Here is a 24,639-nt window from a genome sequence, read left to right on the forward strand (position 1 = left end):
GTGGGCCGGCCTCAGGGGGCCGCGGCCTCCCCCGACTCCCCCGGCCCGTCCGACTCGTACAGCTCGAACCAGATCGACTTCCCCTCCCCGCGCGGATCCACCCCCCACGCGTCCGCGAGCATCTCCATCAGCACCAGCCCCCGCCCGCTGGACGCCATCTCGCCCGGCCGCCTCTTGTGCGGCAGTTCGTCGCTGGCGTCGGCGACCTCGACGCGCAGCCGCCGCTCCCCCTGCTCGCCGGAGATCTCCGCCACCATCAGCGCGTCCCCGTCGGTGTGGACGAGCACGTTGGTGGCCATCTCGGAGACCATCAGGACCGCCGAGTCGACCTGGTCGGGATCGCTCCAGTCGTGGAGCAGTTCGCGCACGAGCTGCCGGCCGACCGAGACCCGCTCGGGCTCGGCCTGCGCGATGGTCAGGACGCTGCGGCGAGGCGGCGTCTCCCGGGCGGAGGTGCTCTCGCGCCGCAGCACCAGGACCGCGATGTCGTCCTCCCGCCGGTCCGCGAGCGGCCCCGTCGTGTAGTGCGAGGCCGGCCCGTGCACGGCCTGGACCAAGGCGTCGGCCAGCTGTTCCAGGTCCTCGACGGGCTCCTCCAGGACCGGCCGCAGCCGGGTCCAGCCGGTGGCCATGTCGTGCCCGCCCGTCTCGATGAGGCCGTCCGTGCACAGCATGATCGTCTCCCCGGGTTCCAGGACCACCCGGGTGGTGGGGTAGTCGGAGTCCGTCTCGATCCCGAGCGGCAGCCCGCCGGCCGTCTGCCGGATCACCGCGGTCCCGTCGGCGCCGATCACCACCGGGTCGGGGTGGCCGGCGCGGGCGATGTCCAGGGTCCCGGCCTCCGGGTCCACCTCCGCGTACAGGCAGGTCGCGAAGCGCGGCGTCGCGGGCTCCTCGTCGCCCTCGACGCTCTCGTACGCGTCGGTGAGCCCGGACAGGAAGCGCGAGGCCCGGGAGAGCACGGCGTCCGGGCGGTGCCCCTCGGAGGCGTAGGCGCGCAGGGCGATGCGGAGCTGGCCCATCAGCCCGGCGGCCCGTACGTCGTGGCCCTGGACGTCGCCGATGACCAGGGCGATGCGGCCGTTGGGCAGCGGGATCATGTCGTACCAGTCGCCGCCCACCTGGAGCCCGCCGCCGGTCGGCACGTACCGCGCGGCCACCGTCATGCCGGGGATCTGCGGGCCCAGGGTCGGCATCATCGAGCGCTGGAGCCCGAGCGACAGCTCGCGTTCCGTCTCGGCCACCCCGGCGCGGGCCAGGGCCTGGGCGAGCATGCGGGCGACCGTCGAGAGCACCGCGCGCTCGTCCGGGGAGAACGCCACCGGATGCCGGAACCCCGCCATCCAGGCGCCCATCGTGCGCCCGGAGGACACCAGGGGCAGAAAAGCCCAGGACTGCCGCTTGAAGCGTCGGGCGAGCGGCCAGGTGGCCGGGTAGCGGCGGCGGTACTCGTCGGGGGAGGGGAGATAGATCGCCCGGCCGGTGCGGACGACCTCGGCGGCCGGGTAGTCCGTCTCCAGGGGCATGTCGGTGAAGGGCTCCTCGTCCCCCGAGCTGTGCCCGTGGTGCCCGATGATCGTCAGCCGCTCCCCGGCGGAGCCGAAGACCGCGAGCCCGTCCGGGGAGAAGCCGGGCATGGAGAGCGAACCGGCGACCCGCAGCACCTCCGCGGTGGACCGGGCCTCGGCCAGCGCCCGCCCGGCGTCCAGCAGGAACGCCTCCCGGGACCGGCGCCAGTCCCCGGTGATCGGCGTGTGGGCGGCGTCGGTGGAGCCGGGCTGCGGCTCGGCGACCTCCTGGAGCGTGCCGAAGAGGACGTAGTTCCCGGCGTCCTGGTCCGGCGGGACGACCGGCTTGGAGCGGCTGCGCACCGTACGGAGGACCCGGCCGCGCTCGTCCACGATCCGCAGCCGCGCCTCGGCGAGGGTGCCCTCGGTGACCGCGAGGTTCACCACCCCGTAGATCTCGTTCCAGTCGACCGGGTGGAAGCGGGAGCGCACCGCCGATTCCCGGTAGCTGCCCGGCTCGGCGGGCAGCCCGAGCAGCCGGGCCGCCTCCGCGTCGAGCGTGACCGTGCCGGCTGCGTTGTCCCAGCGCCACAGGCCCGTCGCGATCGCGGCCAGGACTTCCTCGGTGCGCATTGCCCCACTTTAGGAAGATGTGCTCGGCGGACGCCACCGAGGGGCCGCCACCTGCCCCGGGGGCGGCGGGTACGGCGACGTAAAGGGAAATGAACCGTCCCGTCCCCGGGCGGTAGCCTGGGGAGGCTCCGATCCACCCCCAAACGCGAAGACTGGATGAACGACGATGCATCGGTACAGGTCCCACACCTGCGGCGAGCTCCGCGCCTCTGACGTCGGCACCGACGTCCGGCTGAGCGGCTGGCTGCACAATCGCCGAGACCTGGGTGGCATCCTCTTCATCGATCTGCGCGACCACTACGGTCTGGTGCAGCTCGTCGCCCGCCCGGGCACCCCCGGCAACGAGGCGCTGGCGAAGCTCACCAAGGAGACCGTCGTCCGGATCGACGGCAAGGTCTCCGCGCGCGGCGCCGACAACGTCAACCCGGAGCTGCCGACCGGCGAGATCGAGATCGAGGTCACCGAGGTCGAGGTGCTCGGCGAGGCCGGCCCGCTGCCCTTCACGATCAACACCGAGGACGGCGTCAACGAGGAGCGGCGCCTGGAGTACCGCTTCCTCGACCTGCGCCGTGAGCGCATGCACCGCAACATCATGCTGCGCTCGGCCGTGATCGCCTCCATCCGCTCCAAGATGGTGGCCCTCGGCTTCAACGAGATGGCGACCCCGATCCTCACCGCGACCTCCCCCGAGGGCGCCCGTGACTTCGTCGTCCCGTCCCGGCTGAACCCCGGCAAGTTCTACGCGCTGCCGCAGGCCCCGCAGCAGTTCAAGCAGCTGCTGATGATCTCGGGCTTCGACCGCTACTTCCAGATCGCGCCCTGCTTCCGCGACGAGGACGCCCGCGCGGACCGCTCTCCGGGCGAGTTCTACCAGCTCGACGTCGAGATGTCCTTCGTCGAGCAGGAGGACGTCTTCCAGCCGATCGAGAAGCTGATGACCGAGCTCTTCACCGAGTTCGGCAACGGCCGCGAGGTCACGTCGCCGTTCCCGCGCATCCCGTTCCGCGAGTCGATGCTGAAATACGGCAACGACAAGCCGGACCTGCGCGCAAAGCTGGAGCTCGTCGACATCTCGGACGTCTTCGCCGACTCCGGGTTCAAGGCGTTCGCCGGCAAGCACGTCCGCGCGCTGCCGGTGCCGGACACCGCGGGCCAGTCCCGGAAGTTCTTCGACGGCCTCGGTGAGTACGCCGTCGAGCACGGCGCCAAGGGCCTGGCCTGGGTGCGCGTGGGCGAGGACGGCACGCTGGCCGGACCGATCGCCAAGTTCCTCACCGAGACCGACGTCAAGACGCTCACCGAGCGCCTCTCGCTGGTCCCGGGCCACGCGATCTTCTTCGGCGCGGGCGAGTTCGACGAGGTCTCCAAGATCATGTCGGCCGTCCGGGTCGAGGCCGCCAAGCGCGCCGGCCACTTCGAGGAGGGCGTGTTCCGGTTCTGCTGGATCGTCGACTTCCCGATGTACGAGAAGGACGAGGAGACCGGGAAGGTCGACTTCTCGCACAACCCCTTCTCGATGCCCCAGGGCGGCCTCGCCGACCTGGAGGAGAAGGACCCGCTCGACATTCTCGCCTGGCAGTACGACATCGTCTGCAACGGCATCGAGCTGTCCTCGGGCGCCATCCGTAACCACGAGCCCGAGCTGATGCTCAAGGCCTTCGAGATCGCCGGTTACGACCGCGAGACCGTCGAGCACGAGTTCGCGGGCATGCTCCGCGCGTTCCGTCTCGGCGCCCCGCCGCACGGTGGCATCGCCCCGGGCGTCGACCGCATCGTGATGCTGCTCGCCGACGAGCCGAACATCCGCGAGACGATCGCCTTCCCGCTCAACGGCAACGCCCAGGACCTGATGATGGGCGCCCCGACCGAGCTGGACGAGACCCGTCTGCGCGAGCTGAACATCCAGCTGCGCAAGCCGGTCGCCGCGAAGGGCGCGGGCGCGTCGGAGAAGACCGCGGAGAAGACCGCGGAGAAGTAGTTCCGGAGGGGCAGCCCTCGCGGCTCCTCCCGCTCCGCGCGTGTTTCACGTGAAACAGCCCCCGATCACCCGATCGGGGGCTGTTTCGTTGCACGCGGCGGAGAGCCGATGACAGCAGGGCTACGCGGTCAGGGCGACGCGGTACAGCCGGATGGCCCCGGTTCGGGTTCGAGCGGGCCGGGCCCGGCAAGGACTGGCACCGAGACACCCCTCTCGAACCCCTTGCCGCGTCGCGCCGTCCGCCGCCATCCGAGGAGCCCGCCACCGTGTCCGTCCCGCGCCGCCCGCCCGCCCTGCTCGCCGCACCACTCCTCGTCCTGGCCCTGCTGCTCACCGGCTGCGCCTCCGGAGCCGCTCCCGCGAAGACTCCCGTGGGAGCGGCGGGGCTGGGCGCCGCGGGCCCGGAGTCCGACGCCGCTTCCGTACGCCGGGCATCACCCGCCCCGGAGGCCACGCCGAGCCCCGCCGGGATCCCCGGCCTGGGACCGGAGACCCTGGCCCAGGTCCCCGCCGAGGCCCGGCAGGTGTTCGTCGTGACCGGCGAGGAGGCCGACTCCCACCGGTCCGGCGCGGTCCTGTACAGCCGCGAGGACCCGGCGAAGAGCTGGCAGCCGGTCCTGGGGCCCTGGCCGGCGCACAACGGCATGGACGGCTGGACGGACCACCATGTGGCGGGCGACCTGAGGTCCCCCACGGGCGTCTACCCGCTCACCGACGCGGGTGGTCGGCTCCCCGACCCGGGAGCGCTGCTGCCGTACGACGAGCACCCCCGGTTCGCGGTGGACGGCGAGGGCTTCTTCGGAGAGCCGCTGGAGGGCTCCTTCGACTACGTCGTCGCGATCAACTACAACCGCACGGCGGGCGTCAGCCCCCTGAACCGCACCCGCCCGCTCGGCCTCGAACGCGGCGGCGGCATCTGGATCCACGTCGACCACGGCGGCCCCACCCAGGGCTGCGTCTCCGTGCCCGAGGAACACATGGAGGAACTCCTGCGCACCCTGGACCCGGCCATGAACCCGGTGATCGTGATGGGGGACGCGGCGACCCTGGGGCGGTGATCGGGCAGTGATCGGGCGTACGGGCGGGGGGCCTTGCCCGTACGCTGAGGATGTTCCCCGGTACAAGTGACCCGGTGGCCCGGTGCAGGAGGAGGCCGTTGTGAGCGTGGTCGAGGACCGCGTCCTGACGCAGGACGTCTTCGAAGAGCTGGCCCGTAGCGCCATACGTGCGGAGGAGGCACTGCGGCTGGAGTTCGTGAACGGGAAACTGGGGGTCAAGGCTGCGCCGGACGGGGACCACGGGCGGATCATCGAGTGGCTGACGCGCCTGTGCATGCAGGCGGATCCGAATCGATGGCTCTATTCCGAGCAAGGGCTGCGCGTCGAGACGTATCGCAAGGGCAATGCCCGCCCCGACGGGGCCTTCGCCCGCAGCGGCGCCTTCGTCGGCCAGGGCGAGTGGGCCAGCCCCGACGACGTCCTCATGGTCGTCGAGGTCACCTCGTACGACGAGGACACCGACCGCCGCGACCGCGTCGAGAAGCCGCGCGCGTACGCCGAGACCGGTATCCCCGTCTATCTGCTGATCGACCGGGACAGCTGTGAGGTGAAGGTCCACTCGGGGCCCGACGGTGTCCGCTACGAGCAGGTCGTCACCGTGCCCTACGGCAAGACCGTCACCCTCCCCGACCCGGTCGGGATCGAGCTGGACACCGAGCCGCTCAAGAACTGGACGCGCTGACCCGAAGCCGGAACGCGAAGAGCCCGGGACCGCTGTTCACGGTCCCGGGCTCATCGTGCGTACGGAGGCGTTACGCCGGCTTCTCCTCCAGGCGCGGGAACAGCACCGCGCCCTTCGTCACCGTCGCGCCCGCGGGCAGGACGCCCCAGACGCCCGCGTCCTGGACCTTCTGGTCGGCCAGCGCGCCCAGGGACTCCTCGGCGCCCAGGGACTCCCAGAGCTTCTGCGAGGTCTCCGGCATCACCGGGTTGAGCAGAACCGCGACCCCGCGCAGCGACTCGGCGGCCGTGTACAGGACGGTCGCCAGGCGGGCCTGGCCCTCCGGGCTGGTGTCCTTGGCCACCTTCCACGGCTCCTGCTCCGTGATGTAGCCGTTGACCTGCTTCACGAAGTCGAAGACCGCCAGGATGCCGGACTGGAAGTCCAGCTCCTCGCCGATCTTCCGGTCGGCGGTCGCCACGGCCTTCGCCAGGCCCTCCTGCACGGCCCGCTCGGCGTCACCGGCGGCCGTCGCCTCCGGCAGCGCACCGCCGAAGTACTTGCCGACCATCGCCGCGACCCGCGAGGCGAGGTTGCCGTAGTCGTTGGCCAGCTCGGAGGTGTAGCGGGCGGTGAAGTCCTCCCACGAGAACGCCCCGTCGCTGCCGTACGCGATGGCCCGCAGGAAGTACCAGCGGTACGCGTCCACGCCGAAGTGCGAGGTCAGGTCCTGCGGCTTGATGCCGGTCAGATTGGACTTGGACATCTTCTCGCCGCCGACCATCAGCCAGCCGTTGGCGACGACCTTGCCCGGCACCGGCAGACCCTGCGCCATCAGCATCGCGGGCCAGATCACCGAGTGGAAGCGGAGGATGTCCTTGCCGATCAGGTGCACGTCCGCCGGGAACGTACCCTCGAACTTCTCCTGGTTCGCGCCGTAGCCCACGGCCGTCGCGTAGTTGAGCAGCGCGTCGACCCACACGTAGATGACGTGCTTGTCGTCCCACGGCACCGGGACGCCCCAGTCGAACGTCGAGCGCGAGATCGACAGGTCCTGGAGACCCTGCTCGACGAAGTTCACGACCTCGTTGCGCGCCGACTCGGGCTGGATGAAGCCGGGGTTCGCCGCGTAGAACTCCAGCAGCTTCGGGCCGTACTCGCTCAGCTTGAAGAAGTAGTTCTCCTCCTTGAGGAGCTCCACCGGCTTCTTGTGGATCGGGCAGAGCTTCTGCCCGGCGAACTCGCCCTCGCCGTCGATCAGATCGCCGGGGAGCTTGTACTCCTCGCAACCCACGCAGTACGGGCCCTCGTACCCGCCCTTGTAGATCTCGTCCTTGCCGTACAGGTCCTGCACGAACTCCTGCACACGGTCGGTGTGCCGCTTCTCCGTCGTCCGGATGAAGTCGTCGTTGGCGATGTTCAGGTGCTCCCAGAGGGGCTTCCACGCCTCCTCGACGAGCTTGTCGCACCAGGCCTGCGGCGTGACGTTGTTCGCCTCGGCCGTGCGCATGATCTTCTGACCGTGCTCGTCCGTGCCGGTGAGGTACCACACCTTCTCGCCGCGCTGGCGGTGCCAGCGCGTGAGCACGTCGCCTGCGACGGTCGTGTAGGCGTGGCCCAGGTGAGGAGCGTCGTTGACGTAGTAGATGGGGGTCGAGACGTAGTACGCCTTCGCCCCCTGCTTCTCGGATCCAGTGGCCGCCATGGTCGAAATCCTAACGGCCAGATCAAGATCCACTCACATCGATAAACGCGGGCCCCGTGCGGGCGGAGCGGCGGCCTCCGGTGGAGAGCTTTGCGAAACATCCGTTCCCGTAATGGTTCCCGTAGGAAAGTCGCATCCTGGGAGGGAGCGGACAAGCGTGCACGAGGCAGGGGACATCACCATGCGGGTACTGGTCGCCGAGGACGAGGAGATCCTCGCGGAGCTGGTCGCCACCGGACTGCGCCGGGCCGGCTTCGCGGTCGACACGGTGTACAGCGGGGACGCGGCCCTCGCCTACCTCGGCCTGCACGACTACGACGTCGTCGTGCTCGACCGCGACCTCCCCCGGGTGCACGGGGACGACGTGGCCCGCCGCCTGGTCGCCTCCGGCTCCCGCACCCGGATCCTGATGCTCACCGCCTCGGGCACCATGGAGGACCGGGTCGCCGGGCTCGATCTGGGGGCCGACGACTACGTGGCCAAGCCGTTCGAATTCCCCGAGCTGGTCTCCCGGGTGCGCGCCCTGCGCCGGCGCAGCGCCCGACCCGTACCGCCCCAGCTGGAGCGGCACGGCATCCGGCTGGACACCGTACGGCGCTCCGCGCTCCGCGACGGCCGGGATCTGGACCTCTCGCCGAAGGAGTTCACCGTGCTGCAACTGCTCCTGGAGGCCGACGGAGGCACGGTCAGCGCGGAAGAACTGCTGGAGCGGGCCTGGGACGCCAACGCCGACCCGTTCACGGGGGCCGTGCGCGTCTGTATGAGCAAGCTCCGCGCCAAGCTCGGCGAGCCCGCGCTGATCCGCACCGTGCAGGGCGTCGGGTACGCCCTGTGATGCGGCCGTCCCTGCGGCGGCTGGTGGACGCCTCGAAGCTGCCGCACTCGACGATCCGGACCCGGATCGCCCTCGTGTACGGCGGTGTCTTCCTGGTGCTCGGCACCGCCCTGCTGGCCACCGTCAACCTGGCCTCCCGCGCCGGCACGGAGACCGAGGCGCGCTCCATCGCCTCGTCCGCCGCGGTCGCCCAGCCCGGCTACGCGGTGAACGGTCCGCTGATCTCCCGCCGGCACCTGGGGCCGCCCACCGTCTACGACCTCACCGACAACGTCAGCAACGCGGCGGGGCAACAGCTCCTGTACTGGTCGATCGCCGCCCTGCTCGTGATGACGGGCTGCGCGGTCGCGGTCGGCTGGTGGACCGCCGGGCGGGTGCTGCGCCCCATCCACGACATGACCGAGAAGGCCCGCCGGCTCTCCGCGCACACCCTCCACGAGCGGATGGCGCCCACCGGGCCCGACGACGAGCTCAAGGAGCTGGGCGAGACGCTGGACGCGCTGTTGGCCCGGCTGGAGAAGGCGTTCGACAGCCAGCAGAGATTCATCGCGAACGCCTCGCACGAGCTGAGAACCCCGCTGGCCACCCAGCGCGCCGCGATCCAGATCGGCCTGGACGACCCGTCCCCCGAGGACCTCGTGCGCACCCGGCAGACCCTGTTGGACACCAACCGGCGCAGCGAGCGGCTCATCGAGGGGCTGCTCGTGCTGGCCCGCAGCGAACGGGGGCTGGCCTCGGACGAGCGAGAGGCGGTCCGTCTCGACCACGTGGTCAGGGAGGAGGCGGCCCGCCGTCCGGCGGTACGGGGCGCGAGCGGCGGTCCGGGTGGCCGGGGAGCGGAGGGCGGCGGTCCGGCCGTGAACGTCGTGGTGGCTGCCTGCTCCGTGCGCGGCAACCGGCTGCTGCTCGCCCAGCTGGTGGCGAACCTGCTGGCCAACGCGGTCACGTACAACGTGCCGGGCGGCTCGGTGGAGGTCTCGCTGACCGGGGAGGGGGCGCTGCTCGTGCGCAACACCGGACCGGAGGTCTCGGAGGGCGATATCGCTGGGTTCTTCGAGCCGTTCCGGCGGGGCGAGGGCCGGGACCGGATGGGCCCGGGGTCGGGTCTCGGGCTTTCGATCGTCCGGTCGATCGCGGTGGCCCACGGCGGTACGGTCACGGCGAGACCGGGCCCGGAGGGCGGCGGTCTCGCCGTGACCGTACGGCTGCCGGTCGATCAGGCCCCGGAGCCGGCCGCGCGCTCGGCGGTCCAGGCCGGCAGCCCGGCGAGGATCTCGCGGTAGAGCTCGGCGTCCGTGATCTCGCGGGGCGCCGGTCCGGCGTGGAAGAAGCCGCTGTTCGGGGCGTCGAGCTTCCGCAGGAAGTCGAAGCCCTTCGCGTCCTGCTCGCCGAAGGCGACGAACTGGAAGAACAGCGGCAGCCGCGCCGCCTCCGCGAGCGCCTGCCGGGCGGCCTGCTTGGCGTCCGGCGGGCCGTCCGTCTGGAAGATCACGAGCGCCGGACCGGTGGCCCCCGACTTCTCGTAGTGCGCGACGACCTCCTCGACCGCACGGTGGTAGTGCGTCCGGCCCAGCCGGCCGAGGCCCGCGTTCAGCTCGTCGACGCGGCCTTCGTGGCCGGAGAGCTCGATGGACCCGGTGCCGTCGATGTCCGTCGAGAAGAAGACGACCGGCACGGAGGCGTCCTCGTCCAGGTGTGCGGCGAGCGCGAGCGTCCGGTCGCCCAGGTGCTGGGCGCTGCCGTCCTTGTAGAACGGCCGCATCGAGCCCGAGCGGTCGAGCACCAGGTAGACGCGGGCGCGGAGCCCGGTCAGCCCGTGTGCCTTGAGCGCTGTCTGCGCCGCCTTGTACGGGGCGACGAGCTGAGGAGCACGCGACTTGACCCGCGCGAGCGTGGTGGCGGGCTTGCCCGGGGCGGCCTCGGGGGTGATGGCCTCCGGGGCGACGGGCTCCGGTGCGGCGGTGACCGGCTCGGGTGCGGCGGTGACCAGCTCCGGGGCGGTAATGACCGGCTCCGGCGTCGGCGTGGGCTCGGGTGCGGTGACGACCGGCTCCGGGGCGGCCGGGGCGGCCGACATCTCCGTGATGGTCGGCGTCTCTGTGGCCTCCGGTGCCTCTGTGGCTACCGGTGCCGCTGAGGCCTCGGGGACCTTGGGGGTCTCGGGAGCCTCGGCGGGGGCGGACCGAGGTGCCTCGGGGGCGGTCTCAGGGGCCTTGGCCTCCGCTTCGGGGGCGGCTTCCGCTGAAGCTGCCGTCTCCGTCTCCGCTCCCGGCTCCGGCTCGGCCTTCGACTCCGGAGCGGGCTCCGGGGCCTCGTCGACGTCGAGGTCGATCGTGATCGGCTCCGGCGTCGGCGTCGGCTCGGGCACCTCGGCCTTGACGGGCTCCTCGACGGCCTCGGCGGGAGCCTCGGCGACCACCGGCTCCTCCGACGTGACGGCTTCCTCGGCGGTCACCGGCTCCCTGACCGCCGTGGGCTTCTCCGCCTTCGGAGCGTCCTCCGGGGCCGACTTCTGCGCGGGGACGGTCGGCGACGTCGGCGTGGCGGCAGCCTTGTCGAAGGCCTCCGCCACCAGGTCGGCGGCCAGCGAGCCGTCACGCTCCGTGGAGCCGGTGGTGGGGGAAACCGTGGACGCGGCGGACGGCGTCTCCGCCGAGGACGCCGAGGACGCGGTGGACGCGGTGGACGCGGTGGAGGAGGCGGAGGAGGCGGAGAGGGACGAGGGCGAGGCCGGGGCCGGGATCGACGCCTTCGGCTCCGCCGCGGGCTCGGCCGCCGAAGTGGTCTCCGACTCCGTCTCCTTGGGCTGAACGCGCTCGGCCTGGGGCGGGACGGTGGCCGTGGTCGGCTCGTCCTGCTCCGTGCGGCCGAACACCTTACGCAGCAAGCTCCGAATGCCCATGGGCGAGGCCTTTCGCATGAGTTGGGTGCGGTGAATGTCCGACCTGGATGTATTCATCCCTGGCCAGGACGGATACGTAAGGTTAGCGGCCGGATCCGGCCGTTCGCCGGTGCGGCCCACCCCTGCGTCAACCGAGCCGAAACCGTTCCCGGGCCGAGTCCGCCACGGTGTCCGCCGACGGCCCGCAAGGGAACAGCGGTGGCCCGGACTTCACCCGCCGTTCACCGGGAGTCCCTCGGACCGCGTGGAGGCACACATACCGTCACGCACGACACCAGACGGAGGGAATCCACGTGCGCAATCTGCTGCCGTTCATCAGCTCGCATCCGGGTGGGCGTTCCGCGCTGACCTGCCGCTTCCGCTGTGGGGACGCCTGCTTCAAGGAGACGCCCAACAACAGCGACAACGAGTACGCCGGCGACATCATCGCCGGTGCCGTGTCGCGCCGTTCGATGATGCGCGCCGCCGCCGTGGTCACCGTCGCCACCGCCGCCGGCACCGCGGCCCTGGGCGGCCCGAGCGCCCCGCAGGCCGAGGCCGCCGCGCTCGCCGGGCACGGCCACAAACCGGGCCACCCCCACAAACCGGCCCCGTCCGGTGCGCGTGGCCTGCGGTTCTCGCCGGTCGCTCCCAACAAGGACGACAAGGTCACCGTCCCCGACGGGTACGCCCAGAACGTGGTGATCCGCTGGGGCGAGCCGATCCTGCGCGGCGCGCCCGCCTTCAACCCGGACAAGCAGACGGCGAAGGCCCAGGCCGGCCAGTTCGGCTACAACAACGACTTCCTCTCCCTGCTCCCGCTGCGCGGCGAGCGCGGCCGGCAGGTCATGGTCGCGAACCATGAGTACACGGACGAGATCCTCATGTTCCGCGGTTACGATCCGGCCAACCCGACCCGTGAGCAGGTGGAGATCGCCTGGGCGGCGCACGGACTCTCCGTGGTCGTCGTCCAGGAGGAGCACCGCACCGGCAAGCTGGGGCCGGTCAACCGGCACCCGTTGAACCGCCGCCTGACCGCTACCAGCGAGTTCCGCATGACGGGCCCGGCCGCCGGGAGCACCCTGCTGCGCACCTCCGCGGACCGGTCCGGCCGCAAGGTGCTCGGCACCCTCAACAACTGCGCGGGCGGCACCACTCCGTGGGGCACCACGCTGCACGGCGAGGAGAACTTCAACCAGTACTTCGCCAACGGCACCACCGACATGCACAAGCGGTACGGGATCGGCACGAGCGCCACCGAGCGCAAGTGGGAGCGGTTCGACCGCCGGTTCGACCTGGCGAAGGAGCCCAACGAGGCCAACCGCTTCGGCTGGGTCGTCGAACTCGACCCGTACGACCCGGACTCCACCCCGCGCAAGCGGACCGCGCTGGGCCGGTTCAAGCACGAGGCGGCACAGCCGCGGCTCACCTCCGACGGCCGCCCGGTCGTCTACATGGGCGACGACGAGAAGTTCGACTACCTCTACAAGTTCGTCTCCAGCAAGCGGATGAAGAAGGGCAACTCGCGGGCCGCCCGCGAGCACAACCTGACGCTGCTGGACGAGGGCACCCTGTACGTCGCCAAGCTGAGCGGCGACTCGCCGGTCACCGAGATCGACGGCACCGGAAAGCTCCCCAACGACGGGGAGTTCGACGGGAGCGGCGTCTGGATCCCGCTGGCCACCGGAACCACCTCGCACGTGCCCGGCATGACCGCCGACGAGGTGTACGTCTACACGCGCCTCGCCGGTGACAAGGTCGGCGCGACCAAGATGGACCGCCCCGAGGACGTCGAGCCCTCGCCGCGCACCGGCCGCGTCTACGTCGCGCTCACCAACAACTCGGACCGCGGCAAGGCGGGCAAGCCCGGCGCGGACGAGGCGAACCCGCGCAACAGCAACAAGCACGGGCAGATCCTGGAGCTCGCGGAGAATTGGGACGACCCGGCGGGCGACGGTTTCGCCTGGCGACTGTTCCTCGTGGCGGGCGACCCGGACGACCCGGCGACGTACTTCTCCGGCTTTCCCAAGGAGAACGTCAGCCCCATTTCCTGCCCGGACAACGTGGCGTTCGACGCCCATGGCAACCTGTGGATCTCCACGGACGGCAACGCGCTCGGCTCGCACGACGGGCTGTTCGGCGTGGCGACCCACGGTGACCGGCGCGGCGAACTGAAGCAGTTCCTCACCGTCCCGGCCGGGGCCGAGACCTGCGGTCCGGTCATCCAGGACCGCCGGGTGCTGGTCGCGGTCCAGCACCCGGGCGAGATCGACGGAGCTTCCGTCGAGAAGCCGGCGAGTGTCTGGCCCGACGGCCCGGGCAAGATCGTGCGTCCCTCCGTCGTCGCCGTCTGGCGCAGGGACGGGCGCGACATCGGCGTGTGAGGTCCGGTGGGCGGGCGGCCTTATTGCCGCCCGCCCACCACCCGGTCCGCATTACAGTCGGACCCATGGTTTCCGGTGACGCGCCGCAGGCGGAGGGAAGCGTCCGGGTCGACGTGTGGATCTGGTCGGTCCGGCTGACGAAGACCCGTGCCCAGGCGGCCGCCGCCTGCCGGGCAGGACACGTGAAGGTCGGCGGCGAGCGGGCCAAGCCCGCGCAGGCCGTGCGCGTCGGCGACGAGGTGCGGCTCCGGCACGCGGGGCGGGACCGGGTGGTCGTCGTCTCGAAGATCGTGAAGAAGCGGGTCGGCCCGCCGGTGGCCGTGGAGTGCTTCGTCGACAACAGTCCGCCCCCGCCGCCCCGCGAGATCGCGATCCAGGTCCCCGTACGGGACCGGGGCACGGGCCGTCCGACCAAGCGCGACCGCCGGGAGATGGAACGCCTCCAGGGGCACCCGCCGGAGCGCTGAGGCCGCCACGCGGTGTTTCACGTGAAACACCGGGCCGGCCGCCCGCCCCGGCCGCCCCTGGTCAGCTCTGGTACCCCTCCACCTCGTCGGCGGGGCGGACCTTCGCCGTCGAGGGGTCCTCGCCGTACTCGCTGAGCGCCCGCCGCCGGCGCAGCAGGTCCCAGCACTGGTCGAGCTGGACCTCCACCGCCCGCAGCCGGGCCTTCTCCTCCGTGGACAGACCCATCTTCGCCACGGAGCGGTCGCGCAGGTCGCGCTCCTCGGAGACCAGGTCGTCGATGTTCTCGAAGATGTCGCGGTCGGCCATGACGCCTCTCCCGGGTCGCTCGGTGGCGGGCACGGATCCCACTCTCACCCCGGCGACGCCTCATCGCACGTCGGCCGCGGACCGTCTGCTCCGCAGGAGCACCCGGGCCAGCACTGCCCCCACGAGCAGGGCCGCACCGACCGCCAGCACCACCCACACCGTGGTCCGCAGCGAGGCGGTCAGGGCGTCGACCACGGCGGCTGCCGCGTCCCGGTCGCTGTCCGGCACCTCGTCCAGCGCCCGGCCGCGGCCGACCGCGACCAGGACGTGGAGCGCGATCGCACCGAGCACGAACCCGGCGCCCACGGCCGCGGTGGCCCACAACCCGGCCCGCAGTCCTCGACGTACGGTGGCGATGCCCACCACCAGGACGAGGAACACCAGCGTGGCCACGGCCGGCCAGATGCTGCAGTAGCGGAGCCAGCGGAACGAGCTCCTGAGGTCGTCGGCCTGATCGGGGCCGAGCACGGTGATCTCCGTCCGCTCGACCGGGATCTGGTCGGCGAACGGCACGCCGTCGCGTACCAGGTCCTGTTTGACCTGGTCGATCACCGGGGCCAGATCGATCGTCACGGCCTCGCCGCTGTCGCCGTCCAGGGCGGCCGCCACCGCTTCGTGGGCGGCGCGGTTCGCGGTGTCCCAAGCGTTCCGGAAGGGCTCGGTGGTGGTGAACGACCGGACGGTCTCGTGCAGGAACTCCCGGACCGTGTCCTGGAGCGGACCGAGGTCGGTCTGCCGCATCGCCTCCTCGGTGACCAGGTCCGCGACGGTGCTCTGCACCGCCGGGTCGGAGGAGAGCGGCGACACGGCGGCGACGTACCGGTCGGTGTCGTCGATCTCCAGGTCGACCCAGGCGGAGAGCGCGCTCAACGGCACGAGGACGGCGAGGAGGACGAGCAGGACCGCCGAGAAGACCGCGGTGGCCGCGGTGGCGGTGGTCGCCGAGGTCGATGAGGTCGCCGAGGTAGCCGAGGAAGAGGTCCGCACTCCTCCAGGGAATCCCGTACGGGGCCGGGCCGCTCCGGGCCGTACGCCATTCGAGTTGCCGGGCGGCGCGGTCGGGTGTGCTCTGGAGGGACGGGGGCGTGCGACGGGGGCGACGGAAGGAGCTGTCCGCGATGGCCACACACGCAGCCATGCCCGGCCGAAGTGGTTCCCGCGCGCATGCGCGGACCCGCCACCACACCCCGCTCGCCTGGGCCCTGCCCCTCGTGCTGGGCGTGGTCTACGGGTTCTACGCGGCGTTCATCCGCCGCGACGGCGGCCCGAGCACCGGCGGGCAGGTCCTGCTCGGGCTCGTCTCCGGTGTCGCTCTGGCGGTCCTCTGCTTCGCGGTGGGCCGTATCCAGCGCTCGCTGCCGCGCGAGCTGCGGGCAGCCGTGTACGGCGCGCTGACCGCGTGTGCCATCGGTTTCCTGGTGAGCCTCACCGACACCAGCGTGCTGAGGTCGACCGCTCTGGGTCTGGTGGTCGGGGCGGGCGTCCTCTGCGTCTCGTTCTACGTCCTCTACACGCGGGAGACCTGAATCCCGTCCGCTGTTCGGGACCGGGATCCGGGCTTCACCGACCGTGTGCGCGGCCGCCAGATTCAATCTGGCGGCCGCGCCCCCGCGTCTGGCGCCCAAGAGGTGAGGGAGCGGAACGGGCCGGGCCGGACGGGAGGTCCGGGAGGCCCGGTGGGCGGCGGAGGTCGCGGGAGGAGGGCGAGCGATGACTACGGACGAGAGCGACGACGAGGGCCGGGACGCGGGAAGCAGCCTTCCGCTGCGTGTCGCGGTGATCATCGGCAGCACCCGCGAGGGCCGCGTCGGCGATGCGGTCGGCCGCTGGTTCATGGAGCGGGCCCAGGACCGGAGCGAGCTCGATCTCGCCGTGCTGGATCTCGCCGACTACGACTTCCCCGTGCACTATCCGGGGCGAGCGACCGGGCAGATGACGGAGTTCACCCAGGAGATCGCCAGGGCCGAGGCCTTCGTCGTGGTCACCCCGGAGTACAACCGCTCGTTCCCCGCCTCCCTGAAACAGGCCATCGACTTCGCCTACGAGGAGTGGCAGACCAAGCCGGTCGCTTTCGTGAGCTACGGACACGGTTCCGCCGGCCTGTACGCCGTGGAGCAGCTGCGTTCGGTCTTGACCGAGCTGCACACGGTGACCCTGAGGAACGGGGTCGCACTCGACTTCCTCCGGCAGCCGCTGGACGGGCATCCCGGCGACACCGGCCGGGACCGGTCCGTGGGGCTGATGCTCGACCAGCTCGGCTGGTGGGGCCGGGCCCTGCGGGACGCACGCGCCGTCCGCCCGTACGTCTCATGAGCTCCCGGAACCGGACACGGATCACCGACCTCCTCCGACGACCCGCACGACGACCCACAAGGAATGGATCATGAGCACTGAACTGGCCATCGAGACCACGGGGCTGGTGAAGGTCTTCGGCGACAACCGTGCGGTGGACGGCATCGACCTCGCCGTCCCCACCGGCACCGTCTACGGCGTCCTCGGACCCAACGGAGCCGGGAAGACCACCGCCGTCCGCATGCTCGCGACCCTGCTGCGCCCCGACGGCGGCACGGCCCGGGTGTTCGGCAAGGACGTCGTGAAGGAAGCCGACGCGGTCCGCAGCCGGGTCAGCCTGACCGGGCAGTACGCCTCGGTCGACGAGGACCTGACCGGGTCGGAGAACCTCGTCCTGCTCGCCCGCCTGCTCGGCCACTCCAAGCCGGCGGCCCGCGACCGGGCGGCCCAGCTGCTCGAAGGGTTCGGGCTGAGCGACGCGGCGGGCAAGCAGGTGAAGAACTACTCGGGAGGCATGCGGCGGCGCATCGACATCGCCGCGTCCATCCTGAACACCCCGGACGTGCTGTTCCTGGACGAGCCGACCACCGGACTCGACCCCCGCAGCCGCAACCAGGTGTGGGACATCGTGCGGGCGGTCGTCGCCCACGGCACCACGGTCCTGCTGACCACCCAGTATCTGGACGAGGCCGACCAGTTGGCCTCCCGTATCGCGGTGATCGACCACGGCAAGGTCATCGCCGAGGGAACGAAGGGCGAGCTCAAGGCGTCCGTCGGCTCCGGGACCGTCCATCTGCGGCTGCGGGACGGCGGTCAGCGGGCCGAGGCGCAGCAGGTGCTGGCGCTCGCGCTGGACACGGAGGTCCAGCTGGACGCGGACCCGGTGGCGCTGACCGCACGGGTCGACGGCCAGAGCACCGAGCAGGGGGCCGCGGAGCAGGCCGGGCGTGCCCTGGCAGAGCTGGCGCGTTGCGGCATCACGGTCGACAACTTCTCGCTGGGACAGCCCAGCCTCGACGAGGTCTTCCTCGCACTCACGGACAAGAAGGGAGTGGCGGCATGAGCACCGCGACCGCCAAGACGGAGCTGGAGGGCGTCGAGCTCGCCGCGCCGGACCAGGAGCGACTCTCGGCACTCCTGGTGGGCCAGGAGCGCCCGCCGAGGCCCAGTGCCCTGTCGGCGTCGATGACCTTCGGCTGGCGCGCCATGTTGAAGATCAAGCATGTGCCGGAACAGCTCTTCGATGTGACGGCTTTCCCGATCATGCTGGTCCTGATGTACACGTACCTCTTCGGAGGGGCGCTGGCCGGCTCCACGGAGGAGTACATCCAGTTCCTGCTGCCCGGCATCATGGTGATGAGCGTCGTGATGATCACGATGTACACGGGCATCGCGGTGAACACGGACATCGCCAAGGGCGTCTTCGACCGGTTCCGCACGCTGCCGATCTGGCGGCCCGCTCCCATGGTCGGCTATCTGCTCGGCGACGTCCTGCGCTATCTGCTGGCGTCGGCGGTGATGCTCGCCATCGGCATGATCATCGGGTTCCGCCCGGACGGCGGCGTGCTCGGCGTGCTGGCCGGTGTCGTCCTGCTGGTCGTGTTCTCGTTCGCGTTCTCCTGGATCTGGACGATGTTCGGGCTGCTGCTGCGCTCCGAGAAGTCGGTGATGGGCGTCAGCATGATGGTGATCTTCCCGCTGACGTTCCTCAGCAATGTCTTCGTCGACCCGAAGACGATGCCGGGCTGGCTCCAGGCCTTCGTGAACAACAGCCCGGTCACCCATCTCGCCACGGCGGTCCGTGAGTTGATGGCGGGCAACTGGCCGGCTTCCGACATCGCCTGGACGCTGGGCTGGGCCGGGGTGCTCATGGTGGTCTTCGGCGCGGTGACGATGCGGCTCTACAACCGGAAGTGACCTGCGGCGGGCATGGCCGCCGCCCGTGCGTCGCGGACGTATCCGCCGTGCGTCCTTGACCTTCCCCGCAGGGGAAGCCCCAGCATCGGTGGGGCCGGGCGGAAGGCGTCCGGTACGAGGAGGTACGGGGTGGAACGCGAAGGCCGTGTGGTGGGCGACGCGAGCGGAGAGCTGGTGACGATCGGGGAGTTCGCCCGGTTGTCCCGGCTCTCCGCCAAGGCGCTCCGGCGCTACGACGAGCTGGGGCTGCTCCGGCCCGTCCTGGTCGATCCGGTGAACGGTTACCGGTACTACGACCCGGCGCAGGCGGAGGGGGCCCGGCTCGTGGCGTGGCTGCGCAGGATCGGCATGCCCCTGAGCCGGATCGGCCGGGTCGTGGCGCTCGACGCGGGCGCCGCGGCCGTGGAGATCCGGGCCTACTGGGCGCGGGTGGAGGCCGAGACGGCGGCCCGGCGCGATCTGGCGATGTACCTCGTCGACCATCTGTCAGCGGAGGGCAGGGCCATGGCACGCACCGGCAGTACAGGCAACACCGGCAGTACAGGCAACACGGGGAGCACCGGCAGCACGGCCGGCACGGGGGAGGCCGACGGCGCGGCGTATGGGGGGAGCCCGGGCGGGGCCGGGGCGTCGGGCGGGCCGGGGGCGGTGCCGCTCGCGATCCGGTGGGCCGCGCTGACCGATGCCGGGGCGGTGCGTACGACGAACCAGGACGCGGCGTTCGCGGGGCCCGGGCTGCTGGCGGTCGCCGACGGCTTCGGGGAGGGCGGTGCGGAGGCGAGCGCTGCCGCGATCGAGGCGCTCAAGCCCTCCGCGTGGGGCGCCCGGGACGGTGCGCTGTCCGCGGCTGACCTGCTGAACGCCCTGGAGGACACGGCGGATTCCGCTTCGCGGGCGGTCCGGGAGGCGGTCGCGCCCTGTGCGGCCCCGGACGGCTCGGGGACCACGCTCACCGCGATGCTGTGGACCGGGTCGCGGCTCGGGCTCGTGCACATCGGGGACTCGCGGGCCTATCTGCTGCGCGGCGGGGAGCTGTTCCGGATCACGCATGACCACAGCCTGGTCCAGTCGATGATCGACGACGGTTCGCTGAGCCCGGAGGAGGCGGCCTCCCACCCGGGGCCCGCGCTGTTGCTGAAGGCGCTGGTCGGGGAGACGCGGTCCACCCCGGTCGCCGTGGCGTGCCGCCCCGACGTCCGCCTGCGGGAGGCGATGGCCGGGGACCGCTATCTGCTCTGCTCGGACGGGCTGTCCGCGGTGGTGGACGAGGCGGAGCTGAGGGCGGCGGTCATCGCGGCGGAGGACCCGGAGGAGGGCGTACGCCGGTTGGTCGGCCTGGCCCGCGAGGCGGGCGGACCCGACAACGTGGCGTGTGTCGTCGCCGACGTCGACGTCTGTGCCGAGGAGTAGCGGCACGGGCGGGTGGCGGGGACGGGCGGCGGCCGGAGGTCTCCGGGGCGGCCAGGGAGGCCAGGGTGTGGGGGGAACGCGGTGGGGCCGGCTGTCCGGGCTGCCGGGGCAGGAGTAGGGGCAGGGCAGGGCAGGGCAGGGCCGGCGTTCCGGTGGGCCGGAACGGGGCTTCCGGGAGGGCCGGTCGCGGGCCGGCGTCACGGGAGGCCGGGCAGGCAGGCCTGGCGCTCCGAGGGCGCGGCCGGGCCCCGGGCGCGCCGGGAGGCGTGGTCGGGCAGTCCTGGTGTTCCGGTGGGCGTTGCCGGGGCCCCGGGGTGTTCCGGGAGGCCGGGGGGTGCGGGTCAGAGTCGCCAGTCGGGGGCGCGGTCGGGGCGGTAGGCGCAGGTGGTCCCGGTCGTGACGGAGGCCTTCAGGTGGGCCGCCAGCGCGGGGTGCAGGGTGTCCAGCTTGCGCAGGGTGTCGCGGATGCGGGCGGTGACCGTCTTGCGGGCCCGCTCGGTCTGGTCGCCCAGCCGACGCGTCCGGCCGCCGAGCCCGGCCGCGGTGCGCAGCTGGTCGAGGAGGGCCTGCCGCTCCCGGTCGTACTTCTCGACCCCCCGGACGTCGTCCCGGGCGGCGGCCCGGTCTATCTCGGCGTCCAGCCGGGCCAGGTGTTCCTTGTAGCGGCGCTTGGCCTCATCGTCGAGCACCGGATCGCCGCCGAGCTGCCCGGCGGCGACGACGAGGTCCCCGCCCTCGGGCGCGAGAAGCCGGACGGCCGGGACGTCGGCGCCGGGCAGCCCCAGCAGACTGTGCAGGTCCCGCAGGCCCTTGGCGTCCGGGACGTGCACGGTCACCCCGTCCCAACGCAGCTGCCACACCGGTCCGTTCCGCCGGAACTCGGCGGGCGGCCCGGCCCGGCCCCCGGCCGATGACGACCCGGCCGCCGCCTCCGCCGCTACGCCGGCCGTGCTCCGGTCCGGAGCCGCGACCGGGTCCTGGGTCCGCGAGACGGCGGGACCGGAGGCGGTGGTGGCGGAGGCGGTGGTGGCGAGGCGAGAGGCGGCGGAGGCGTCGATCGCCGTAGCGGTACGGGCAGCCGTGATGGGCGGGGGCGTGCGGAGGGCCGCGGCCTCGGCCACCATGTGGGCCAAGGCCAACTCACCTGCCTCCCGCTCCACTTCACCGAGCAGCCGACGGGCCTGCCCGGCGTCACCGGCCCCGGTCGCCCCGGCCCCGGTCATCCCGGCACCTGCCGTGTCGGCGCGGGCGAGCAGGGAGCGGGCCAGGCACAGCCGGGCGCGTACGGCCCAGGGGCGGGCGCCGAGGCGGTCCGACGAAGCGGCGGCCTCCGTGAGCGCCGCCACCGCCGTGTCCTGGTCGTCGCGCGCGGCGGCGAGCATGCCGAGCCAGAGGTCGACGGGGCCGCCGATGTCGCACCCGTACAGCGAGACGATCCACTGGCCCGTGTAGGGCGTCAGCTCGTCCTCCGCGCGGGTGATGAGCCGCGGGTCGCCCGTGATCGCGGCCGTCTGGGCCAGCAGCCGGAGCCACAGCGGCATGAACGCCCGCGGATAGGGGGCGTCGGGGTCCGCGTGTTCGGCGATCAGGCGCAGCGCGGGTGTGGCGTCGCCCTGCTCCACCGCGGTGACCGCCTCCAGCAGCCCGGGGTAGGGATACCCGGAGCCCGGAAGCTCGCCCAGGGCCTCCTCGGCCTCGGCGAAGTGCCCCTGGAGCAGATGCAGCGCCCAGCGCAGGTGGTGCCCCATGAAGCCGAAGGCCACGTGGTCGTTGTGCTCGGGGTCGAGCGCGTCGTCCTCCAGCGCGGTGGTCGCCTCGGCGAACCTGCCCTGAAGGGCGGCGATCAGGCTGGTGTCCACGGCGATTCCCAGGGCGAAACGGGGCATCTCGGTCAGCTCGGCGAGCCGGACGAACGTCCGGAACTGGTCGAGGAAGGCCGGGTCGCCCAGCTCCAGCAGTGCCACCCAGCTCATGGACGTCGCGTGCAGCTCCATGTCCTGGTGCTGGGTGCGCCGGCCGACGACGGTCATCTCGTCGGTGAGCTCCAGCCGTTCCATCGCCGAGCCGAGGCCCCACACGGAGTCGTGGCGTGCCCAGAGCGAGAAGGCGAGCGCCTCGTCGTCCGAGCCGCTCCGGGCCAGCGCCATGATGTGGATGGCCAGCTCCTGGGCGAGCCGGTCGTCGGAGAGGCTCTCCTGGCCCTCCTTGCCGGTGATCCTGCGGTGGGCCTCGGCGAGCAGTCCCATCGTGGGCACGTCGCGGCCGCCCAGGGAGCCGTCGCGGTGGAGGGTGATCGCCACCCGGGCCAGCAGCTCCGGTTCGTCCAGCTCCCGGGCCAGGGCGACCGACCGGTCCAGCAGCCGCTGCGCCTCGGCCGTCTCTCCCGCGTGCCGGAGCTGTCCGGCGAGGTCGAGACCGATCAGTGCGGCACGCCGGAGGTCCGGACCCCGGCCCTCCGCGTCCGCGCTGCCCGTACCGCCTGCCGCGCCCGGCCCGCACGCCGCCACTCCCCAGGCCCCTCCGGGAGACTCCTGCGACTCCTGCGACTCCTGCGGCGCCCTTGGCCCTCTTGGCCCCCCTGGCCCTCCTCGCCCCTCCGGCTCCCCTGGTCCCCCCGGACCTTCTGGCGCACCCGAATCCTGCGACTCACCGGAGGCCACCGCGAGGGCACGCCGGTAATGGCCGAGGGCCTCCTCGTCGGCCAGGCGTCCCGAGGCGTCCCGGGCGGCCGCCAGCAGCAGTTCGATCCGGCGGTCGCGGTCCAGCGCACCGCCGGCGAGGTGGGCGTGCCGGGCGAGGGCGCCGGGCCGCACCGCGTCGCCGAGACCGCCGTGCGCGTCCAGGGACCGTACGGCGGCGGCGTGGCGTTCACGGGCCTCGGCGTCGTCCAGCGAGGCGTACAGCGTCTCGCGCAGCAGGTCATGGGCGAAGGCGTACCGGCCGGACGGGCGGGGGACGACGACACGGGCGACGACGGCTGACTCCAGCAGCCGGTCCACGTGGGGGACCGGCGAGCCGTGCACCACGGCCAGGACCTGCCGACGGAATTCCCGGCCGAGCAGGGCGGCGCTGGTCAGCAGGGAGACGACCGGCTCGGGCAGCAGGGCGAGCCGCCGGCGGACCGCTTCCCGCACGCCGGGCGGAATGGTGGAGACCGGGCTCCCGCTGTGCCAGAGCCTGGCGGTCTGCTCGACGAAGAAGGGGTTGCCGCCGGTGCGCCGGTGGACCTCGTCGACCAGCTGCGGGCCGGGCTCTCGGCCCGTCGTCACCGTCATCAGCGCGCCCACCTCGTCCCGGCCGAGGCCGGTCAGGGTGAGGGTCGCGGCAGCACGCGAGACCAACGGCAGGATCAGCTGCTGGAGCGGGTGCCCGGGGGCCTCCACCTCGACGTCCCGGTAGGTGCCGATCAGCAGCAGCCGCTCGAACCAGGCGTGCTGGGCGGCGAATTCGAGCAGGCGCAGCGAGGCCGCGTCGGAGCTGTGCAGATCGTCGAGGACGACCACCAGCGGCCGGCTCTGGGAGACCGTGACGAGGGCCGTGGTCACCGCGTCGAAGAGCCCGAAGGCCTCGGCCCCCTCCGGCGAACCGCCACCCGGGAGGCTCGTGCCCGCTTCCGTGCCGGGCTCGCCGCGCGGACCGCCGGAACCCGCGCCCCCGGCGGCCCCCGGAACCGGAAGCGTGGTGGGCCCCGGGCCGTCCGTACCGCCCATGGCGACCCTGACCGGGTCGCCCAGGAGCACGGCGAGCCGGCCGTCCGACGCCTCCTGGGCCGCTGCCCACTCGGCCGCGGTGGCGGACCGGCGCAGGCCGCGCAGGATCTGGACCCAGGGCCAGTAGCCGGGGGTGTTGTCCGAGTCCCAGCAGGAACCTCCGACCACCAGCGCCCCGCGCCGCCGTGCCTCGTGCGCGGCGTCGGTGACGAGCGTGCTCTTGCCGATCCCGGCCTCGCCGGTGACCAGCACGAGACCGCCGTGGCTGTCCGTGGCCCGGGCGATCTCCGAGCGGAGGACGCCTGCGGGGTGGTCGCGCCCGAAGAGAGCAGGGGTCATGACCACACGATAGGAGCACCCACTGACAACGGCCCCTCCGTTGTCTCACCGCTGAGCGGGCTCGGCCGCCTGCGACCGCTGCGATGGCTCGGCCGCGTACGACCGCTGAGCGGGCTCAGTCGCGTACGACCGTCACCGGGCACGGCGCGTGCTGGGTGACGTGGAGGCTGACCGAGCCGAGCAGGGTGGCCTTCAGGCCGGTGTGGCCGCGGGCTCCCACGACGAGCAGGTCGGCGCCCTGGGCGCGGTCGAGCAGGGCCTGGGCCGGATTGCCGATGACCACGACCTTGCTGACCGCGGCGGCCCCCTCGGCGCCGAGGGCCTCCTCCAGCGCCTCGGTGAGGGAGACGGTGGCCAGGGCCTGCGGGTCGAAGTCCTCCGGCATGCCCGGCATCATCGACGCCCAGCTGGTGGCGGGGTACTCCCAGCTGTTCACGGCCTCCACGGTGGCGCCGGTCAGCTCGGCCTGGCGCACGGCCCAGTGCAGCGCCTTGATCGAGGAGTCGGAGCCGTCGACGCCCACAACGATCCTGCCCATATCTGCCTCCAGCTCG

At 72.3% G+C, this 24,639-nt stretch carries 19 protein-coding genes; 12 read left to right on the top strand and 7 right to left on the bottom strand.

Annotated features, from left to right (window positions below; genetic code table 11):
* Positions 1 to 11: 11 nt before the first annotated feature.
* Positions 12 to 2,141: a SpoIIE family protein phosphatase gene (locus tag ACIRJT_RS23825; RefSeq protein WP_403912292.1), complete on the bottom strand. Its 2,130-nt coding sequence runs from the start codon at positions 2,139 to 2,141 to the stop codon at positions 12 to 14.
* A gap of 166 nt (positions 2,142 to 2,307) precedes the next feature.
* Here ACIRJT_RS23825 and aspS point away from each other — a divergent pair, with 166 nt between their 5' ends.
* From aspS to ACIRJT_RS23840, 3 genes are all read left to right on the top strand, one after another.
* Positions 2,308 to 4,119: an aspartate--tRNA ligase gene (aspS, locus tag ACIRJT_RS23830; RefSeq protein ID WP_403912294.1), complete on the top strand. Its 1,812-nt coding sequence runs from the start codon at positions 2,308 to 2,310 to the stop codon at positions 4,117 to 4,119.
* Positions 4,120 to 4,385: 266 nt separating this feature from the next.
* Complete coding sequence (locus ACIRJT_RS23835) at positions 4,386 to 5,177, top strand: L,D-transpeptidase family protein (protein ID WP_403912297.1); 792 nt, start codon at positions 4,386 to 4,388, stop codon at positions 5,175 to 5,177.
* 100 nt (positions 5,178 to 5,277) lie between these two features.
* Entirely contained in the window at positions 5,278 to 5,859 is a 582-nt protein-coding gene (locus tag ACIRJT_RS23840; protein ID WP_403912300.1) for a Uma2 family endonuclease, read from the top strand.
* Positions 5,860 to 5,929: 70 nt separating this feature from the next.
* Here the strand turns inward: ACIRJT_RS23840 and metG are convergent, their stop codons facing one another.
* Positions 5,930 to 7,543 (bottom strand): methionine--tRNA ligase, encoded by a 1,614-nt coding sequence (metG, locus tag ACIRJT_RS23845; protein ID WP_403912302.1) that lies wholly within the window; start codon positions 7,541 to 7,543, stop codon positions 5,930 to 5,932.
* 181 nt (positions 7,544 to 7,724) lie between these two features.
* Between metG and ACIRJT_RS23850 the strand changes: the two genes are divergently transcribed.
* On the top strand, positions 7,725 to 8,378 hold the full coding sequence (locus ACIRJT_RS23850) for a response regulator transcription factor (RefSeq protein WP_032752670.1): 654 nt from the start codon (positions 7,725 to 7,727) through the stop codon (positions 8,376 to 8,378).
* Positions 8,378 to 9,661, top strand: coding sequence for a sensor histidine kinase (locus tag ACIRJT_RS23855; RefSeq protein WP_403912655.1), 1,284 nt, complete (start codon positions 8,378 to 8,380; stop codon positions 9,659 to 9,661). The genes ACIRJT_RS23850 and ACIRJT_RS23855 overlap by 1 nt, the downstream gene beginning before the upstream one ends.
* Here ACIRJT_RS23855 and ACIRJT_RS23860 read toward each other — a convergent pair.
* Complete coding sequence (locus tag ACIRJT_RS23860) at positions 9,595 to 11,280, bottom strand: VWA domain-containing protein (protein WP_403912305.1); 1,686 nt, start codon at positions 11,278 to 11,280, stop codon at positions 9,595 to 9,597. The genes ACIRJT_RS23855 and ACIRJT_RS23860 overlap by 67 nt on opposite strands.
* 293 nt (positions 11,281 to 11,573) lie before the next feature.
* Between ACIRJT_RS23860 and ACIRJT_RS23865 the strand changes: the two genes are divergently transcribed.
* A complete protein-coding gene (locus ACIRJT_RS23865; RefSeq protein ID WP_403912308.1) occupies positions 11,574 to 13,643 on the top strand; it encodes a PhoX family protein in 2,070 nt (689 codons plus the stop codon).
* Between the two features lie 65 nt (positions 13,644 to 13,708).
* Positions 13,709 to 14,110, top strand: a complete 402-nt coding sequence (locus ACIRJT_RS23870) for an RNA-binding S4 domain-containing protein (RefSeq protein WP_403912311.1) — start codon at positions 13,709 to 13,711, stop codon at positions 14,108 to 14,110.
* Positions 14,111 to 14,171: 61 nt separating this feature from the next.
* On the opposite strand, the gene ACIRJT_RS23875 is transcribed toward ACIRJT_RS23870, so the two are convergent.
* Both ACIRJT_RS23875 and ACIRJT_RS23880 read right to left on the bottom strand, forming a co-directional pair.
* Positions 14,172 to 14,417, bottom strand: coding sequence for a DUF2630 family protein (locus tag ACIRJT_RS23875; protein WP_403912314.1), 246 nt, complete (start codon positions 14,415 to 14,417; stop codon positions 14,172 to 14,174).
* A gap of 60 nt (positions 14,418 to 14,477) precedes the next feature.
* Complete coding sequence (locus tag ACIRJT_RS23880) at positions 14,478 to 15,404, bottom strand: hypothetical protein (protein WP_403912317.1); 927 nt, start codon at positions 15,402 to 15,404, stop codon at positions 14,478 to 14,480.
* Positions 15,405 to 15,535: 131 nt separating this feature from the next.
* Here ACIRJT_RS23880 and ACIRJT_RS23885 point away from each other — a divergent pair, with 131 nt between their 5' ends.
* From ACIRJT_RS23885 to ACIRJT_RS23905, 5 genes are all read left to right on the top strand, one after another.
* Positions 15,536 to 15,943, top strand: a complete 408-nt coding sequence (locus tag ACIRJT_RS23885; protein WP_403912320.1) for a hypothetical protein — start codon at positions 15,536 to 15,538, stop codon at positions 15,941 to 15,943.
* A 184-nt stretch (positions 15,944 to 16,127) separates the two neighbouring features.
* A complete protein-coding gene (locus ACIRJT_RS23890; RefSeq protein WP_403912323.1) occupies positions 16,128 to 16,730 on the top strand; it encodes an NADPH-dependent FMN reductase in 603 nt (200 codons plus the stop codon).
* 70 nt (positions 16,731 to 16,800) lie between these two features.
* Positions 16,801 to 17,772, top strand: a complete 972-nt coding sequence (locus ACIRJT_RS23895) for an ATP-binding cassette domain-containing protein (protein WP_403912326.1) — start codon at positions 16,801 to 16,803, stop codon at positions 17,770 to 17,772.
* Entirely contained in the window at positions 17,769 to 18,626 is an 858-nt protein-coding gene (locus ACIRJT_RS23900) for an ABC transporter permease (protein ID WP_403912329.1), read from the top strand. Before ACIRJT_RS23895 ends, ACIRJT_RS23900 begins: the two co-directional genes overlap by 4 nt.
* A gap of 129 nt (positions 18,627 to 18,755) precedes the next feature.
* A complete protein-coding gene (locus ACIRJT_RS23905; protein ID WP_403912331.1) occupies positions 18,756 to 20,036 on the top strand; it encodes a MerR family DNA-binding transcriptional regulator in 1,281 nt (426 codons plus the stop codon).
* A 341-nt stretch (positions 20,037 to 20,377) separates the two neighbouring features.
* Here the strand turns inward: ACIRJT_RS23905 and ACIRJT_RS23910 are convergent, their stop codons facing one another.
* Together ACIRJT_RS23910 and ACIRJT_RS23915 are read right to left on the bottom strand one after the other, a co-directional pair.
* Positions 20,378 to 24,085 carry an ATP-binding protein gene (locus tag ACIRJT_RS23910; RefSeq protein WP_403912334.1) on the bottom strand — a complete coding sequence of 1,236 codons (3,708 nt, stop codon included), beginning with the start codon at positions 24,083 to 24,085 and terminating at the stop codon, positions 20,378 to 20,380.
* 115 nt (positions 24,086 to 24,200) lie between these two features.
* Positions 24,201 to 24,623 carry a universal stress protein gene (locus ACIRJT_RS23915; protein ID WP_371624535.1) on the bottom strand — a complete coding sequence of 141 codons (423 nt, stop codon included), beginning with the start codon at positions 24,621 to 24,623 and terminating at the stop codon, positions 24,201 to 24,203.
* Positions 24,624 to 24,639 lie beyond the last annotated feature (16 nt).

It is taken from the genome of Streptomyces sp. NPDC102283 (genome assembly GCF_044766265.1).
Classification (GTDB): domain Bacteria; phylum Actinomycetota; class Actinomycetes; order Streptomycetales; family Streptomycetaceae; genus Streptomyces.